Source organism: Terrihabitans aquatilis, from assembly GCF_052542005.1.
Genome location: NZ_JBOCUO010000001.1, coordinates 1,101,402 through 1,117,864 on the forward strand (window position 1 = coordinate 1,101,402; position 16,463 = coordinate 1,117,864).

Below are 16,463 nucleotides of genomic sequence, written 5' to 3' on the forward strand. Positions count from 1 at the left end.
GCGCATCACCTGCGCGTGCGCGCCCACCTGTCCGGAGACGCGGCCTCAAGCCGCGTCCGTGTTCTTCATCTGACGCCGCGGTCTATTCCGCCGCCACGAGCTGCTGCGCCTTCTCCATCTCGGCCAATGCGCGGCGATATTCCACCGGCATCACCTTGATGAACTTGCCGCGATACTCGGCCCAATTGTCGAGGATCGTCTTCGCCTTGGCCGAGCCCGTATAGCGTTCGTGATTGCAGATCAGCTGCATCAGGCGCTCGGCATCACGGCCCGTCATGTTGCTCAGCAGCTCCACGCGGCCGGGGAACAGCAGGTCGCCGCCCTGATGGTGGACGCGCTCCAGCAGTTCGGCTTCTTCGAGCACCGGCTCGAATTCCACCATCGACATGTTGCACCGCTTCTCGAACGTGCCGTCCTCGTCCAGCACATAGGCGACGCCGCCCGACATGCCGGCCGCGAAATTGCGGCCCGTTCCGCCAAGCACCACGACCACGCCGCCCGTCATGTACTCGCAGCCATGGTCGCCTGTGCCTTCCACCACCGCGATGGCGCCGGAATTGCGAACGGCGAACCGCTCGCCCGCCACGCCGCGGAAATAGACCTCGCCGGAGATCGCACCGTAGAGAACGGTGTTGCCGACAATGATCGATTCCTCGGGCACGATGCCCGAATGGGCCGGCGGCCGCACCACGATCCGCCCACCGGCAAGGCCCTTGCCGACATAATCGTTGGCAACGCCCTCGAGATCGAACGTCACGCCCTGCGCAAGCCATGCGCCGAAGCTCTGGCCGGCCGTGCCTTTCAGATTCACATGGATCGTGTCGTCCGGCAGGCCCGCATGTCCGTAGCGGGCCGCAACCTCACCCGACAGCATCGCGCCGGCGGACCGGTTGATGTTGCAGATCGCGGTTTCGATCGCGACCTTCTCGCCGCGCTCCAGCGCCGGCTGCGCCTGCGCGATCAGCCCACGATCCAGCACCTTCTCCAGATGATGGTTCTGCGCCTCGACATGGCGGATGGCCACACCCTCGCCCGGCACCGGCTTCTCGAACAGCCGCGAGAAATCGAGGCCCTGCGCCTTCCAATGCTCGATCACGCGCGAGCGGTCCAGCATCTGGATCTGGCCCACCATCTCCTCGAGGCGGCGATAGCCGAGGGACGCCATGATCTCGCGCACCTCTTCCGCCACGAAGAAGAAGTAATTGACCACATGCTCCGGCAGGCCGGTGAAGCGCTTGCGCAGCACCGGGTCCTGCGTCGCCACGCCCACCGGGCAGGTGTTCAGATGGCATTTGCGCATCATGATGCAGCCCGCCGCGATCAGCGGCGCGGTGGCGAAGCCGAACTCGTCGGCGCCCAGGAGCGCGCCGATCACCACGTCGCGGCCGGTCTTGAGGCCACCGTCCACCTGCACGGCGATGCGGCCGCGCAATTCGTTCTTCACCAGCGTCTGGTGCGTTTCGGCGAGGCCGATTTCCCAGGGCGAGCCGGCATGCTTGATCGAGGTCAGCGGGGAAGCACCCGTGCCGCCGTCGAAGCCCGAGATCGTCACATGGTCGGCGCGCGCCTTGGCAACGCCCGCAGCCACCGTGCCGACGCCCATTTCGGACACCAGCTTCACCGACACCGCCGCGCGCGGATTGACGTTCTTCAGATCGTAGATCAGCTGCGCCAGATCCTCGATCGAATAGATGTCGTGGTGCGGCGGCGGAGAGATGAGGCCCACGCCCGGCGTCGAATGCCGCACCTTGGCGACGATGCCATCGACCTTGTGACCGGGCAGCTGACCGCCTTCGCCGGGCTTCGCGCCCTGCGCCATCTTGATCTGGATCATGTCGGAATTGGCGAGATATTCCGCCGTCACTCCGAACCGGCCCGACGCCACCTGCTTGATGGCCGAGCGCATGCTGTCGCCATTGTCCATCGGCCGGAAACGGTCCGGCTCCTCGCCGCCCTCGCCGGTGTTGGACTTGCCGCCGATGCGGTTCATGGCAATGGCGAGCGTGGTGTGCGCCTCGCGGCTGATCGAGCCGAAGCTCATCGCGCCGGTCGAAAACCGCTTCACGATGTCGGCGGCGCTCTCCACCTCGTCGAGCGGCACGGCCGTGCGGCCGTCATCTTCCGCCGTCTTGAGATCGAACAGCGCACGGATGGTCAGCGGCTGGTCGACGCATTCGTTGATCTGCTGGGCGAACGCGCGGTAGCGATCCTGGCTGTTGCCGCGCACCGCGTGCTGAAGGTCGCGCACCGTATTCGCGGTCCAGGCGTGGTTTTCGCCCCGCATGCGCAACGCGTATTCGCCGCCCACTTCCAGCGCGTTGCGCAGGATCTGCACATTGCTGAACGCGTCGCGATGGCGACGCACCGTCTCTTCGGCGATCTCGGCCAGCCCCACACCTTCGATCGAGGTCGAGGTGCCGCGGAAATAGCGATCCACGAATTCGCTCTTGAGGCCCACCGCGTCGAAGATCTGCGCGCCGCAATAGCTCTGATAAGTCGAGATGCCGAGCTTGGACGCCACCTTCAGCAGCCCCTTGCCGACCGCCTTGCTGAAGCGCGAAACCGCCTCATACTCGGAGACTTCCGGCGGGAACTCGCCGGCCTTGTGCATCTGAACGATCGTCTCGAACGCGAGATAGGGGTTGATCGCCTCCGCGCCATAGCCCGCCAGACACGCGAAATGATGCACCTCGCGCGGCTCGCCCGATTCGACCACAAGGCCGACCGAGGTGCGAAGCCCCTTGCGGATCAGATCGTGATGCACCGCCGCCGTCGCCAGCAGCGCGGGGATGGCGATGCGGTCCGCCCCCACTTTCCGGTCGGACAGGACGATGATGTTGCGGCCCTCGGCCACCGCCGTCTCGGCGTCGGTGCACAGGGCCTCGAGCGCGGCCTCCATGCCCTCGGCCCCCGCCTCCACCGGATAGGTGATGTCGAGCGTGCAGGTCGAGAAGCTGGGCTCCACATCCGAGATGTGGCGGATCTTCTCAAGATCGGCATTGGTCAGGATGGGCTGGCGCACTTCCAGCCGCTTCCGGTTGGCGGTGCCCTCATGGTCGAGGATGTTCGGCCGCGGTCCGATGAAGGACACGAGGCTCATCACCAGCTCTTCGCGGATCGGATCGATCGGCGGGTTCGTCACCTGCGCAAACAATTGTTTGAAATAGGTGTAGAGCGGCTTCGAATGCACCGAGAGCGGCGAGATGGGGGTGTCCGTGCCCATCGAGCCCACGGCCTCCTGTCCCGTCATCGCCATCGGCGACATCAGAAGCTTGAGGTCTTCGTCGGTGTAGCCGAACGCCTGCTGGCGATCGAGCAGCGGCACGTCGCTCGTCCAGTCCGGCGCGCTCGACACCTTGTCGAGGTCTTCCAGCTGGATCTGCGTCTTCGCCAGCCAGTCCTTGTAAGGATGCGCGGCGGCAAGCTGCGCCTTCACCTCGTCGTCCGAGACGATGCGCCCTTCCTGCAGGTCGATCAGCAGCATGCGGCCGGGCTGCAGGCGCCACTTCGTGACGATGCTCTCTTCCGGCAGTTCCAGCACGCCCATCTCGGACGCCATCACGACCAGGTCGTCGCTCGTCACAAAATAGCGCGCCGGGCGCAGGCCGTTGCGGTCGAGCGTCGCGCCGATCTGGCGGCCGTCGGTGAAGGCCATGGCGGCGGGACCGTCCCACGGCTCCATCAGCGCGGCGTGATATTCGTAGAAGGCGCGGCGGTCTTCTTCCATGTGCGGATGGCCGGCCCACGCCTCGGGGATCAGCATCATCGCCGCATGCGCGAGGCTGTAGCCGCCCTGCACCAGGAATTCGAGCGCGTTGTCGAAGCACGCGGTATCCGACTGGCCCTCATACGAGATGGGCCACAGCTTCTCGATGTCCTCGCCGAACAGCGGCGACGACACCGACGCCTGCCGCGCCGCCATCCAGTTCACATTGCCGCGCAGCGTGTTGATCTCGCCGTTGTGCGCCACCATCCGGTAGGGGTGCGACAGCTGCCACGAGGGGAAGGTGTTCGTGGAGAAGCGCTGATGCACCAGCGCGAGCGCGCTCTCGAAATCCGGATGCCGCAGATCGGGGTAATACACGCCCACCTGATCCGACAGGAACATGCCCTTGTAAACCAGCGTGCGGCACGACAGCGACACGGCATAATAGCCGCGCGTGCACGGGTCGGCGGCACGATACAGCGTGTTCGAGACATGCTTGCGCAGGATATAGAGCTTGCGCTCGAAATCGCCCTCGTCCGTTACGCCCGCTCCGCGTCCGATGAAGATCTGCGCGTGGTGCGGCTCGGTGGGCAGCACGGAATAGCCCAGCGTGGAATTGTCGGTCGGCACGTCACGCCAGCCGAGCAGGACCTGCCCTTCGTCCGCGACCACTTTCGCAAATGTTTCACGGATGATTCGCTGGCCTTCGGCGTCGCGCGGCATGAAGATGTGGCCGACGGCATACTGGCCGGGCTCAGGCAGGGCAAAGCCCAGCCGCTCGGCTTCCGCGCGGAAGAATTTGTGCGGGATCTGAACCAGGATGCCCACGCCGTCGCCCGCGCGCTCGTCCGCGCCCACGGCGCCGCGATGCTCGAGGTTGGCGAGGATGTGCAGCCCCTTCTCCACGATGTCGTGGGAGGCCACATTCTTCATGTGCGCGATGAAGCCGACGCCGCAGCTGTCATGCTCGTTCTTCGGGTCGTACAGGCCATGCTTCGCGGGCATGTTCGGATCGCGCGCGGCAGTGCTCAGCGAGCCCCACGGCAGCGTGCTTTCGTCAGGATAAATCCTGGTCATGGCCTTCAACCCTTCACAAGCAGGTCCGAAGCGCCCCCGCCCCGACCGCGTCCCAAATCCGGTGCCCTGCGGCGGCTCTTCGGCCGCTTCCGACAGGCACATCCAGGCGACACCTCTCCGCCCGGTCCCGCGATACGGGCCGACAGGATAGAACGGTTCCACCTGGACGCAAAACGGACAGCACACCTGTCCTATTCAGCGGGCGGGAAACTACGCGAAACAGATTTGGAACACAAGCGTGTTTTGGAGGGGTTCTAGTCCGTTTTTTGAGGCCGCCCCACGGGAACTCCCCATGGCGAAGCCTCGCATAAAACAGGATATTGCCGAGGCGTCATTCGCAGGGCCGATCAAACCATCCGGTCTTCGGGAGAGGAGCGAGAAATTGCCGTCGGACATCAGAAATGAGGCAGGCGTGCTAGTTGCGGCAGCCGGCTTTCGCATCGGCCTTTGCCTGGAAGGAAAGGTCAAGTCCAACCCGAACACGGCACGCTCGCTTTTGGCCTGGGCGCACGGGCTGTGCGGAGACGGGTTCGGAAAGTTCTCATCCACCTTCCTTGCGCCTCAGAGGCGAGAAATCGCGGTGAAGCCGGCGCATTTCGACGTTCTGGATAAGGGGCTGGCCAAGGCGCCTGCCGCAGCCTTTGGATTTCGTTTCGAAGGTCCAAAACCAGGAGACCATGACAGGTTCGGACTCCCCTATTTCGGGCTTTGGCAGCAGTCCCAATCCTACGCGATCGACATCGCCCTGCCGGAAGCGCCTGATAATCTCCTTGCCTGTATCGAGCAGCTCCGTTTCATTCTTTCCGATGCTCCCTTGATCGCGGGCTTCGCGGGTTATGGATTCTGCCCGGACCCGGGCCTGAACATCGCGCTCTACAGGGCGATCGAGCCCTCCACACGCCGCTTTCAGGCAGCCCTCGCCATCAACATCGAGCTCTTTCATGTGGCGATGACAGAGGCAGGCATGGGGAACGGCCGCCGCGCCGGTTACCTCACCGAAGACGACAAACCCGGTCTGCTCGACATCGGCTGGCTAACGCTTCTTGGATCCAGGCTCGCTGAGCGCCTGCCCGCGCCGGGCCAGATACGTGAGGAACTACCGCCTCAGGCGGAGGTGATCGAGATGCCCTCAGGCCTCATGATTCGCCTTGGCCAGAACCCCGTTTGGGGCGATGCGGACGAGGATATCTCGGCCTATCATCAGGCTGGCCGCATCCTGCACCAGCTGCGCTATCCGGACTACTTTATAGGAAGCCTGCCGTTTCAGGGTGATGAGGCTGGGTCGAAACGCTATTACTGGCGCTTCTTTCCTAAGGATTGATCGCGGCAGGCGCGACGCCACCTTCGGCATCACCGACGCAGAGTGGTCGCCGGATCATTATCAACACTTCCCGGGTTTCGCATGGCTGATCAGCGGCGAATATACGTGATCGGCGCGTCGTGCGCGGGCGTTTCGACTCTTGGCGCTGCGCTGGCCGAATACTTCCAAGTTCCGCAGCTCGACGTCGACGATTTCTACTGGATGCCGACCGATCCGCCCTACACCAAGAAACGTCCGCCGGAAGACCGTGTCCGCCTGATCCAGAACCGGCAAAACGAAACCCAGGGTTGGATATTGAGCGGATCGTTCATCGGCTGGGGCGACGCCCTGATCCGTGACGTCGATTTGATCGTGTTTCTTCAGACGCCTGCAAACATCCGGCTTCAACGCCTCGACCAGCGTGAGGCCGTCCGGCACGGCGCACGCATCTTGCCGGGCGGAGATATGCATGAGGCGCATCTGGCCTTCCGGGACTGGGCTTCGCGCTATGAGGACGGCTCGTTCAACGGCCGCAGCCTTGCACGCCACGAGGCTTGGTTGAAGCAACAGTCCGCCCAGGTACTGCGTCTTCAGGGCGATTGCCCAACCGATGAACTGACCCGCTATGTGCGGGAACACCTCTCCCACCCCGCGAAAACCAATTGATCGGGCCGCGACAACGTCCGGCAAGTGTTGGTTTTCTTCAGGCGCGCTCTGACGTCATGCCATCCGGGGAGCAAGGGATGACTTCCCGACGCCAAATGCTATAGCCGTCTTGCATCATGGCGAGGCTTTGAATGGACACTCAGGAACTGACCCGCATTCTGACCCTTCTCAAATCGGGCATGACCCTCACCGTGACGGATGAATGGCTCGACGCGAATATTCCCGGTACGCCGGCGGAGCGGGCGCGCCGCATCAACACGCTGGCGTGCGAGTTCAGCTGCGTCCACAAGCACGGAATGGGCTTCCAGACCTTCGAGCGCGTCGATTATCCGCGGCTCGGCTGAGCGGCCCGGCCATTACGCACGAAAAAGCCCCCGGACATGCCGGGGGCCGAATGCTTCTGAAACCGGAAAGGTGAGCCGCGCTCAGGCCGCCTTGGCGGTCAGTTCCTTCACCTTGGCCTCGACGCCCTTCACGTAATCGTCGAACTTCGCCGGCTCGCGGAACGCGGCCACGATTTCGGTGCTCCAGGTCGGATTGCGCAGCGTGAACTTGGTGAAGGCCGTGGCGCTGTTGCTCTTCTCGATATGGTTCTGGACACGGAAGGGAACGGCTTCCAGCACCTGATAATCCGAGGTGGGATTCTCCTTCTCGAAGGTCACGAACGCTTCCGACGCTTCGCGATAGCGCCCTTCGCCGATGAGGGCGGTGGCCTTTTCCAGGAACTCGGTCACGGGCTTGTGCTGGGCAGCGTTCATCATCGTTTCCTTCCGAAATGCCTTCAAAATTTAGCCGGGCCGGCCGCGAGCGTCCGGGATGATCCCGCGCGAGGAGGTAAGCGGCCCCAATGGCCCGGTCAAGACGCTCGCGCCGCAACAAAAAGCGCCCCGGTTTCCCGGGGCGCCCCATTCACACGCAAACCTGGTCGATCAGGCAGCCTTGTTCTCGATCACCTGCGGCCGGGAAGCCTCCGCCGAGCCGGTGCCGATCTGGATGGTGCGGGGCTTCTTGGCCTCCGGCACCTCACGCACGAGCTCGATGTGGAGCAGGCCGTTTTCGAGGCTTGCGCCCTTCACCTGCACGTAATCGGCCAGCTGGAAGCGCCGTTCGAACGCGCGGGCGGCGATGCCCTGATGCAGGATCTCGCCACGGTTCTGCTCGGACTTCCGGTCGCCGGACACCGTCAGGGCGTTCTCCTTGACCTCGATGTTGAGGTCGGACTCACCGAAACCGGCAACCGCGATGGAAATGCGGTATTCGTTGTCGCCGAGACGCTCGATGTTGTACGGCGGATAGCCCGGCGCGGCCTGCGCCTCGGCGGTGCCGAACTGATCGAGCAGCGAAAACAGTCGGTCGAAGCCGACGGTGGAGCGGTAAAGGGGGGTGGGGTCGAAAGCACGCATGTCACATCCTCCGTAAAGCGATGCAATGTCGGTCCGCCATCATGGCCGGACCTTTATTTTGGTCTTGCACACCCCGTTCGGGCCTGTGCATCACCCATGTGGTAAGCATGAAAACGGCCCGCAAGACCCCTCCCCGCGAAATCCAGATGACGCCCGTTCCGCTTTTTTCGACCGCCGATAATCCCGCGCCGGAGGGCGCGCTCGTGGTGCCTCTCAAGGCCGCCGACGGCGTGGAGCTGCGCGCCGCGCGCTTCCCGGCCACGTCCGGCGTGCCGTTCAAGGGAACGATCTGTCTGTTTCAGGGCCGCGCCGAATACATCGAAAAATATTACGAGCTCATCCGCGAGCTGAACCGGCGCGGCTTCGACGTCGCCGCGCTCGATTGGCGCGGACAGGGCGGCTCGCAACGCTCCGGCCGCAACAGGAGGCGCGGCCACATCCGCCGCTTCGCCGATTTCCAGCGCGATCTCGACGTCTTCATGGAAGATTTCGTGCGTCCGGATTGCCGCCCGCCGCATTTCGCGCTGGCCCATTCCATGGCGGGCGCCATCGTGCTGGAGGCCGCGCGCCGCCGCACCACCTGGTGGGACCGCATCGTGCTGGCCGCACCCATGATCGCGCTGTGCGGTCTGCCGGATTTGGGAATCGTCCGCCGCCTCGCCGCTCTTGCGAGCGCACTGGGCTGCGGCAGCCTGTGCGTGCCGGGCGGCACCAACAATTCGTCCTATTCCCGCCCCTTCGCGGGCAACCCGCTGACGGGAGACGAGGCCCGCTTTCACCGCATCGCCGCGCTGGAAAAGGCCGCCCCGCATCTCCCGCTGGGCGCCCCATCGCTCGGCTGGCTGCGCGCCGCGCATGGGGCCACGGACATGTTCCGAGATCCCGAAAAGATCGCGCAGATGCGCACGCCCACCCTGTTCATCGCCGCCGGCGAGGATAGCATCGTGTCGAACCGCGCCATGGCCGCGCTCGCCGCGCAGATGCGCACGGCCAGCGTCGTCACTCTGCCCGCCGCGCGCCACGAGCTGATGATGGAACGCGAGCCGGTGCGCCAGGCCTTCCTGGCCGCCCTGGAAGCCTTCGTGCCCGGCAGCCCCACCTTTCCGGACTAGCCGGCGGGTGCGTTCAGCACCTCCATCACCGCGGCGTGCACGCGCTTGTCGCCGGCCGCGACCACCCGGCCACCGCCGGCCGCCGCACCGCCGTCCCAGCCGGTGATGATGCCGCCCGCGCCCTCGATGACGGGGATCAGCGCCACGATGTCGTAAGGCTTGAGCCCCACTTCGATGACGAGATCGATCTGCCCGGCCGCCAGCATGCAATAGGCATAGCAATCGCCGCCATAGCGGGTGTGCCGTGCGACAGCCTCCACCGCCTCGAAGGCCTTGAGGTCGTCGCCCGCGAACAGGCGGGGCGAGGTCGAGGACAGGGTGGCCTCGGCCAGTCCTGCACAGCTTCGTGTCCGCAGCCGCCGCTCGCCCAGCGGGCCGCGCGTGCGTGCCGTGCCGCTGCCGCCCAGGAAACGCTCCTTCGTGAAGGGCTGGCTCATCATGCCGTAGACGGGCGCGCCGTGCCGCAGAAGGCCGATCAGCGTGCCCCAGGTCGGCAGGCCGGAGATGAAGCCGCGCGTGCCATCGATCGGATCGAGAACCCAGACATATTCGGCGTCTTCGTTCTCGTTGCCGAATTCCTCGCCGACGATGCCGTGTCCGGGAAAGGTGGATTTGATGAGCTGCCGCATCGCGCTTTCGCCGGCGCGGTCGGCGGCCGTCACGGGGTCGAACCGGCCGAGCCCGCCTTTGTCCTCGACACCGATCATGGTGCGGAAGAACGGCATCACCGCTTCCCCGGCCACCTGCGCCAGGCGCTCCACGAACGCCTCGAAATCAACCGCCGTCATCGCCGCCTCATCTTCACCCCGGGCAGGATTAAGCGAAGTGGGCAACGCGCGAAAGCCGCTTCGAAACCTTATTCGGCCGCGGCGCGTGGCGCTTCCAGCCCCGATTGGCTGAACGCCACGATCTGTTCGACGAACGCCGTCAGAACGCTGGCGAGCGGCGCGAAACCCGAGGTCCGCTCATGCCGCTTCTCGTCCATGTAGAGCGCGCGGTTGATCTCGATCTGGAGCGCGTGCACGCCGCCGAGCGGCCGGCCGTAATGCTCGGTGATATAGCCGCCCGCATAGGGCCGGTTGCGCGACACCGTGAGGCCGAGCCCCCTCAGCCCCACTTCGGCGAGGTCGGTCAGCGCCGCCGAACAGCTCGTGCCGTAGCGATCGCCCAGCACGATGTCGGTGCGCTGGCGCTCATCGCGGCCGGTGCCGGACGAGGGCATGGAATGGCAATCGAGCAGCACCGCATGGCCCCATTGCTGGCGCACGCCGCCCAGGAGGCGTTTCAACGCGGTGTGGTAGGGCATGTAATAGAGGTCTATGCGGCGCAGCGCCTCCTCCACCGGCAGGCGGCCGGGATAGATCTCCTGCGCGTCTCCCACGATGCGCGCGATCGTGCCGAGCCCTCCGGCCACCCGCAGCGAGCGGGTGTTGGCATAGGAAGGCAGCCGCCCGTCGAACATGCGCGGATCGAGTTCGTAGGCCTCGCGGTTGAGATCGAGGAAAGCGCGCGGGAACAGCGCACGCATCAGGGGCACGCCCAACCGCACCGAGGGGCGGAACAGATCATCCACGAAGGCATCTTCGGAGCGCCGCAGGCTGAGCGGATCCAGACGGGTCGAGGCCAGGAAGGCCGGCGGGTAATGCGCGCCGGAATGCGGCGAGTTCAGCACGACGGGGGCCGCGAGCGTTGGCGGTTCGACGATTTCGAAAGGCGGAAACGGCTCGGCGGCCAAATCGTGCATGGAGCAATCGGGTCCGGATCAATCGCCAAGGCTTAGCAGAACACGGCGATGCGCGCGATGGTGCCGATGGATCACAGGCTTGTCCACATCGCGCATGAGGGGTGTTTACCCGAAGGCCCGATCATGGGATGAAGCGGCCCGCATTTCCCGCAAACTCATGCGCACCGGCAAATGAACAAGATCATCCTGGCGGAAGACGACAATGACATGCGCCGCTTCCTGGCAAAGGCGCTGGAGAATGCGGGCTATTCGGTGGCCTCGTTCGACAACGGCCTGTCGGCCTATCACCGTCTTCGCGAAGAGCCGTTCGAGCTGCTCCTGACCGACATCGTGATGCCCGAGATGGACGGCATCGAGCTGGCGCGCCGCGCCACCGAGCTTGACCCCGACATCAAGATCATGTTCATCACGGGTTTCGCCGCGGTCGCGCTCAACCCGGATTCCGATACGCCCAAGGATGCCAAGGTGCTGTCGAAGCCCTTCCACCTGCGCGACCTCGTCAACGAGGTGCAGAAGATGCTGGCGGCCGCTTAATCGGCTTGCGGAGCGGATCGCACTTCGGTATATCCGCCGAACTTCCGGCACGGACCCGCGCTGCCGAAGCCTGAAAATGGAAAATGGGCGATTAGCTCAGCGGGAGAGCACTTCGTTGACATCGAAGGGGTCACTGGTTCAATCCCAGTATCGCCCACCATTTTCCTGAAGAACCAAGGGCTTAGCCTCAGAGACGGTCGAGTGGGACATCTCTGGGGGACATGTCTTGTTCAATCCTACATTCCTCATGCTGTCACGGCATGGAGTTTTCTATTTCAGGTGGCGGCTGCCTCAGACGCTCCACCCTGAAGCTAAAACCACGTTCCTGAAAATCTCATTGGGCACACGCGAGCCGAAGACGGCATTGCGCTTAGCTAGACGGCTGAGCTACGCCGCAGACATTCTAACTTCGAGCGGTCTAACGAGCGGCATGCGGTACGACGCCATACGTCAGGTCTTGAAGGAGCACTTCGCTCGCCTGCTGCAAGAGGAAAAATCGAGAATCGATGAGAGTGGCCCTCTTTCGGGCAGCGATCTGACAGCAGTTCAGAATGGCTTACAAACTGCTGAGCAGGCGGTAGCTACGGGCGAATCAATATCTCTGGCGCAATCGGATGAGCCCATCATTAAAGCGTTTGCAGAGCGGTATGACTTGGATCTGCAACCTGGCTCACGCGCCTACGGGCTGTTCAGCAGGGAGCTCGCTGTCAGCTACCGCAGCTACTGCCAAGCTGTGCTGGATTATAACAGCTCTCTCAGCGCCTACAGCTTCAACGCTCAGACAACAGCTTCTGAGGCGCAAGCGGTGCCGGATGCGGAAGGCCCAACGATCAGTGAACTTGTGCAGCGGTTCGTTGATGAAAATCGCCTCGGAAAACAGTGGGGACCTCGTACTCTAGACGAGAAGCAGAAGCATTTTGCGCTGCTCTACGAGATTGTCGGCCAAGAAGCTCAGGCTGCTGCGCTCACTCCAGACAGCGTTCAAAGAGTGAAGGACACGCTGAAGAAGTACCCGGTTAATCGAATGAAGAACCCCGTCACGCGGAGCCTCACACTTGAGGAGGCACTAGAGCTTCCCGGCGTAGATAAGATCGACGTTAAAACGCTGAACAAATATCTGCAGACGTTCTCCAGCATGTTCGAGTGGGCACGGCAAAATAGATACGTGCCGGAGAACCCCTTCAGCGGAATGGCTGTTCGAGCGAATCGGAAGGCAGAAGGCAACAAGCCACCCTTCACCAACGATCAGATGGATTTGATCATCTCAACGCTGATCAGCAAGCCGACCGGGAAGCCTTACCGCAAATGGGGAACTCTGATCGCAGCGTTCACCGGAGCTCGACTAAACGAGATTGCGCAGCTCAGCCTAAAAGACATTCGCGAACAGGATAGGATCTTGTGTTTCGATCTAACCGATGAAGGCGAGGATCAAAGGCTCAAGAACGCTGCATCTAAAAGACTTGTGCCAGTCCACGCTTCGCTGATTGAGCTTGGCTTTTCCGAGTTCCTGCAAGAGAGGCGCGCGTCAGGGGAACTGAAGCTTTTTCCCGGACTGACGTATGACCCTAAGAATGGTTGGGGTCGCTCATTGGGCCGATGGGTGAACGACGAGTTCTTAGACGAGCTAGGCTTGAAGAAAAAGGGCGTCTCTTTTCACACATTCAGACACACTGTCATCACTCGACTCCTTCAAAGCAAGATAGATCAGCCGATAGTGCAAGCAATAGTGGGCCACACTCGTGGAGGAGTTACACAGCAGCATTACTTTGGCGAAGGATACACAGTTCAACAGTTGCAGGACGCTCTGCACAAACTTCCGTATCAGATCCCTAGAAGCGATGCTGGAGCTACTCGGGCGAACTGCTAAAACCGGCGGAAAGGACCCTCTAGCGGCCGGAGGGTTCCAACCTAGGAAAGCCAAGGGCCGGTGCGTGAAAAGCCGCCCAGCAGCTTCCTAGCCAATCCAATCGCAGCTTCCTGCCAGAACTCCTGTTGCCTGCCTTGGCGTCGGGTAGCTACAACCGGACCGGTAGCGTCACAGGGGCAGGAGAGCGGCAGAACATCCAATCCTCCTGTAGGTACGCTATTGCCCGCCAGTGGCGCTCTCAGCGCGTTTGACAGCCGCCGAGCGTCACATCCCCCAAGCAGCCAGAGCCGCTGCAGCTTGTTCGGGGCGATCTCGGATCCGCAGCACGGTCTGGCGGGTCAGTCCCGTTTCAGCGGCTATAGCACTGGCGCCACTGCCCGTCGCCAACAGATCCTGCACCAGCGCGTATTCAGTGCGGCTATAGCTTGGCTTACGCCCCTTGTACTTCTCAGCAGATTTCGCGAACGCGATGCCCGCCGCCTGAGCTTCCTTAGTAGCTTCCGCCTGAGCCTGAGCGGTTGCAGCCATGAACGCGATCAGTGCGTCACGCACAGCCATTTGCATTGGTTCTTTGGTAGAGCCATCGAAAGTCATGTTGTTGATCACAGTCCGAATGATAACGCCGCGATCCATGAAATGCCGGATGGCTTCGCACACGTCCGAGTAGTTGCGCCCTAGCCGATCGATCCAGCGGACTACGAGCGTGTCTCCGCCCCGTAGGAGATCATAGAGTCGCTTGCCCTGCGGGCGATCTGCCAGCTTCAACGTGACGCCGGATACGCCTTCATCCTGTAGGATCTTGTCGATAACGAATCCTGCAGCCCTTGCATGTGCAGCTTGATGCTCAATGGTCTGCTCTAGAGTGGAGACCCTTGCGTAGAGGATTGTAGCCATGCCGATTGGTGTCCGATAGGGTGATGACCACAGAGATGCCTGTACGTATGATCAATGTCAACTCTAACGTACGCTAAATCGGCTTCATCCTCTATGTACGCAGGGGTATACTCTTATGTACCTAAGCCGATGCGCTAGAGCAGCATCATTGCGTAGCTCAAGCCATGAACTGAACTAATGAGTATATATATTACCCCGAGATGTATGAGTTGGTATGTATCCTGCCCCCCTTACCCCCCACTGAGGCACCATCTGAAACGATGATTTAACAGTGGAGGATCTGAGGATTAGCCAACGATCTCTGAGGTTATGTTACCCGTCGATGCATTGAGCGGTGATTGTAGAGCCTGCCCAGAACGTTTGTTCCATCTACGAAGCGGACTGCCCCTCCCCCCTTCGTCAGATCTCCCGAGCCGGCCTAGCGGTAAGCGACATGCATCCAGCGCTTGAATAGCTTGCAAGATTGCGGCGGGGGCATGGGGGACATATCGCCATGCCAAGCACTAGAAGCCTCCGCGAAAAATTTCGTCGCTGTGAACTGATCGCGCTGACTTGCGCTCAAACAAGCGCAATAATCTTCAGACAAGGTTAGCTTACTCGACTATAGTCAGACGCCCCTGTTGTTGAAAATCGTGCAGATCGCGCAACCTGCGATAGTAGGACAGGATTACCTTGGCAAAGATGGCAGCATTCCCCCCACACGCTGCTAGAAGCTCCGCGGTATGGTTGACCTTCATAGCTAGAGCTAAATCGAAAGCGACTTTCAAAGCCTGATTCTTTATGGCTTCTGAAGAAAACTTGCGGTCTTTGTCCGACGAACGCATACCATCACGGGTTAGAATCGAAGCTAGACCTGAATACAACTTTTTGATCTTGTCGTACTCAAGAGTGAAGGCGCGAGACACTTGGTTGATTTCATCAAAGACGGTAGCCCGTCCCTGCACATCGATGTGTCCCGGAGAGTGATACGCAATGCCGGAGACTCGTAGAGGCCGTATTTCCTGCGCTCTATTCGCAATCTCAGCATAGAAGCCAGTATAGCTCCCTCCGCCCCTCCAAGTTGGAGATGTAAGCGCCGCCATGATGGCGCGCCTCTCATCAACTCCTATATCTGGGCTCTCGAGATCCTCGACGATGGACAGGAAGGAGTAAATATCTCCGATCTTGTTGTAGAACCTAGAGAAGTCATTCGCTTCCCAGCGCCCGTCGATGTTGAACCGCTTCGTAGCCGATGGCGCTGTAGCCGTAAGCCACTCTTCGGTATGATCCTCTTCAAAAAAGCCTCGGTCAGGATAGTTTGCGAGATCTAAAACCTCTTTCTCGCTGGCCTTCTTAATCGATAGCTGATGATTGTCGTCCATCTCGGACCAATTCATCACATAGTGACGTCGCCCAGTAGAATGTTTGAACACAAAGTTCAGGTCGATCCGACCATTCTTATAGGCGCGAAAAGCCTTTGCAGTGATCTCGCATCCGAAAAAGCGGTTCTCCTGCCCCGGTTCACCAACCGCCAACGCAAGCATCTTAAGGCCAGCGCCTGTCTCGAATAGCGCTAACTGTGGCCCATCAAAGAACACCAAAGTCTGGACCAGCTTCGCGTGCTTTGACCATCGTCTAGCCATTGTTGGACCTTTCGACGACGCGCGTGATCGCTTTCAAGGGCTCAAAAGAGGCATACATCCAAAGATCTATGTGCGCCTTCTTCTGAAGGCACATTCCGGACTCTTCAGTAATCGTGAAGTAGGCAAGGTATCCCTTTGACCGGATCCTAGGTAGCTTGCTTAGTTTTTGTTCTGAGACGAAAACTGAACAAGAAGCCCATGAGCACGATGAACTATCGCCTCTCATCGGAATGCCTAACGCTGCGTGTGATTTGAAGTCCTCTGCGGTCGGGGGATTTGCAGCCACGAGCCGGATCACCTCCGTCGTGAGGCAACAGGCCTCATTGGGGGGACACCCTTCGGGCAGAGGAGCTTCCGCGAAGATTGAAGCGTCACTAGAGGTCAAATCGATCATCCACCATTTCGGTGCGCTGTAGCAGAACTTCCTAATACGCAAAAGCGAAACAAAACCTTGCGTTGTGGCATGCGGGTGAGACATCTTGAGGCAGACTTGCTCGCGCGTCCGTTGCAGGGTCATTGGCAGAGGGAGAGTGGTGGA

Annotated in this window: 13 protein-coding genes, 1 tRNA gene and 1 pseudogene; 8 read left to right on the plus strand and 7 right to left on the minus strand. The window is 61.6% G+C overall.

The features are described from left to right. Positions 1 to 82 precede the first annotated feature (82 nt). On the minus strand, positions 83 to 4,783 hold the full coding sequence (gene gltB, locus ACQ6S1_RS05685; protein ID WP_445040162.1) for a glutamate synthase large subunit: 4,701 nt from the start codon (positions 4,781 to 4,783) through the stop codon (positions 83 to 85). A gap of 412 nt (positions 4,784 to 5,195) precedes the next feature. Between gltB and ACQ6S1_RS05690 the strand changes: the two genes are divergently transcribed. From ACQ6S1_RS05690 to ACQ6S1_RS05700, 3 genes are all read left to right on the plus strand, one after another. Then, the gene (locus ACQ6S1_RS05690) at positions 5,196 to 6,104 is read left to right on the plus strand and encodes a type VI immunity family protein (RefSeq protein ID WP_445040163.1); all 909 of its coding nucleotides are present in this window, start codon (positions 5,196 to 5,198) and stop codon (positions 6,102 to 6,104) included. An 81-nt stretch (positions 6,105 to 6,185) separates the two neighbouring features. Beyond that, on the plus strand, positions 6,186 to 6,749 hold the full coding sequence (locus tag ACQ6S1_RS05695) for an ATP-binding protein (protein ID WP_445040164.1): 564 nt from the start codon (positions 6,186 to 6,188) through the stop codon (positions 6,747 to 6,749). Positions 6,750 to 6,880: 131 nt separating this feature from the next. Then, positions 6,881 to 7,093, plus strand: coding sequence for a hypothetical protein (locus ACQ6S1_RS05700; protein WP_445040165.1), 213 nt, complete (start codon positions 6,881 to 6,883; stop codon positions 7,091 to 7,093). Positions 7,094 to 7,174: 81 nt separating this feature from the next. Here the strand turns inward: ACQ6S1_RS05700 and ACQ6S1_RS05705 are convergent, their stop codons facing one another. Continuing rightward, positions 7,175 to 7,510, minus strand: coding sequence for a hypothetical protein (locus tag ACQ6S1_RS05705; protein ID WP_445040166.1), 336 nt, complete (start codon positions 7,508 to 7,510; stop codon positions 7,175 to 7,177). Between the two features lie 168 nt (positions 7,511 to 7,678). Next, entirely contained in the window at positions 7,679 to 8,152 is a 474-nt protein-coding gene (locus ACQ6S1_RS05710; RefSeq protein ID WP_445040167.1) for an Hsp20 family protein, read from the minus strand. Between the two features lie 107 nt (positions 8,153 to 8,259). Here ACQ6S1_RS05710 and ACQ6S1_RS05715 point away from each other — a divergent pair, with 107 nt between their 5' ends. Next, positions 8,260 to 9,264: an alpha/beta fold hydrolase gene (locus ACQ6S1_RS05715; protein WP_445040168.1), complete on the plus strand. Its 1,005-nt coding sequence runs from the start codon at positions 8,260 to 8,262 to the stop codon at positions 9,262 to 9,264. On the opposite strand, the gene hisN is transcribed toward ACQ6S1_RS05715, so the two are convergent. Then, positions 9,261 to 10,052, minus strand: coding sequence for a histidinol-phosphatase (hisN, locus tag ACQ6S1_RS05720; protein ID WP_445040169.1), 792 nt, complete (start codon positions 10,050 to 10,052; stop codon positions 9,261 to 9,263). The genes ACQ6S1_RS05715 and hisN overlap by 4 nt on opposite strands. Before the next feature lie 68 nt (positions 10,053 to 10,120). Next, the gene (locus tag ACQ6S1_RS05725) at positions 10,121 to 11,008 is read right to left on the minus strand and encodes an N-formylglutamate amidohydrolase (protein ID WP_445040170.1); all 888 of its coding nucleotides are present in this window, start codon (positions 11,006 to 11,008) and stop codon (positions 10,121 to 10,123) included. 171 nt (positions 11,009 to 11,179) lie between these two features. Between ACQ6S1_RS05725 and cpdR the strand changes: the two genes are divergently transcribed. The 4 genes and pseudogenes from cpdR to ACQ6S1_RS05745 all read left to right on the plus strand — a co-directional run bounded on the left by cpdR (position 11,180) and on the right by ACQ6S1_RS05745 (position 13,409). Then, complete coding sequence (cpdR, locus tag ACQ6S1_RS05730; protein WP_445040171.1) at positions 11,180 to 11,542, plus strand: cell cycle two-component system response regulator CpdR; 363 nt, start codon at positions 11,180 to 11,182, stop codon at positions 11,540 to 11,542. A gap of 85 nt (positions 11,543 to 11,627) precedes the next feature. After that, positions 11,628 to 11,702, plus strand: a tRNA-Val gene (locus tag ACQ6S1_RS05735). Between the two features lie 87 nt (positions 11,703 to 11,789). Next, positions 11,790 to 11,927 (plus strand): annotated as a pseudogene (locus ACQ6S1_RS05740) (DUF6538 domain-containing protein); the annotation flags it as partial. Between the two features lie 45 nt (positions 11,928 to 11,972). Further along, a complete protein-coding gene (locus ACQ6S1_RS05745; RefSeq protein WP_445040277.1) occupies positions 11,973 to 13,409 on the plus strand; it encodes a site-specific integrase in 1,437 nt (478 codons plus the stop codon). 264 nt (positions 13,410 to 13,673) lie between these two features. Here the strand turns inward: ACQ6S1_RS05745 and ACQ6S1_RS05750 are convergent, their stop codons facing one another. Together ACQ6S1_RS05750 and ACQ6S1_RS05755 are read right to left on the minus strand one after the other, a co-directional pair. Further along, the gene (locus tag ACQ6S1_RS05750) at positions 13,674 to 14,303 is read right to left on the minus strand and encodes a recombinase family protein (protein WP_445040172.1); all 630 of its coding nucleotides are present in this window, start codon (positions 14,301 to 14,303) and stop codon (positions 13,674 to 13,676) included. Positions 14,304 to 14,896: 593 nt separating this feature from the next. After that, on the minus strand, positions 14,897 to 15,826 hold the full coding sequence (locus tag ACQ6S1_RS05755) for a hypothetical protein (RefSeq protein ID WP_445040173.1): 930 nt from the start codon (positions 15,824 to 15,826) through the stop codon (positions 14,897 to 14,899). Between the last annotated feature and the right edge of the window lie 637 nt (positions 15,827 to 16,463).

What these genes read in the sequence shown, in the direction of transcription:
- gltB (WP_445040162.1), bottom strand. Translation starts at nt 4,783, where the DNA reads ATGACCAGGATTTATCCTGACGAAAGCACGCTGCCGTGGGGCTCGCTG.
- ACQ6S1_RS05695 (WP_445040164.1), top strand. Translation starts at nt 6,186, where the DNA reads ATGGCTGATCAGCGGCGAATATACGTGATCGGCGCGTCGTGCGCGGGC.
- ACQ6S1_RS05700 (WP_445040165.1), top strand. Translation starts at nt 6,881, where the DNA reads ATGGACACTCAGGAACTGACCCGCATTCTGACCCTTCTCAAATCGGGC.
- ACQ6S1_RS05705 (WP_445040166.1), bottom strand. Translation starts at nt 7,510, where the DNA reads ATGATGAACGCTGCCCAGCACAAGCCCGTGACCGAGTTCCTGGAAAAG.
- ACQ6S1_RS05710 (WP_445040167.1), bottom strand. Translation starts at nt 8,152, where the DNA reads ATGCGTGCTTTCGACCCCACCCCCCTTTACCGCTCCACCGTCGGCTTC.
- ACQ6S1_RS05715 (WP_445040168.1), top strand. Translation starts at nt 8,260, where the DNA reads ATGAAAACGGCCCGCAAGACCCCTCCCCGCGAAATCCAGATGACGCCC.
- hisN (WP_445040169.1), bottom strand. Translation starts at nt 10,052, where the DNA reads ATGACGGCGGTTGATTTCGAGGCGTTCGTGGAGCGCCTGGCGCAGGTG.
- ACQ6S1_RS05725 (WP_445040170.1), bottom strand. Translation starts at nt 11,008, where the DNA reads ATGCACGATTTGGCCGCCGAGCCGTTTCCGCCTTTCGAAATCGTCGAA.
- cpdR (WP_445040171.1), top strand. Translation starts at nt 11,180, where the DNA reads ATGAACAAGATCATCCTGGCGGAAGACGACAATGACATGCGCCGCTTC.
- ACQ6S1_RS05745 (WP_445040277.1), top strand. Translation starts at nt 11,973, where the DNA reads ATGCGGTACGACGCCATACGTCAGGTCTTGAAGGAGCACTTCGCTCGC.
- ACQ6S1_RS05750 (WP_445040172.1), bottom strand. Translation starts at nt 14,303, where the DNA reads ATGGCTACAATCCTCTACGCAAGGGTCTCCACTCTAGAGCAGACCATT.
- ACQ6S1_RS05755 (WP_445040173.1), bottom strand. Translation starts at nt 15,826, where the DNA reads ATGCTTGCGTTGGCGGTTGGTGAACCGGGGCAGGAGAACCGCTTTTTC.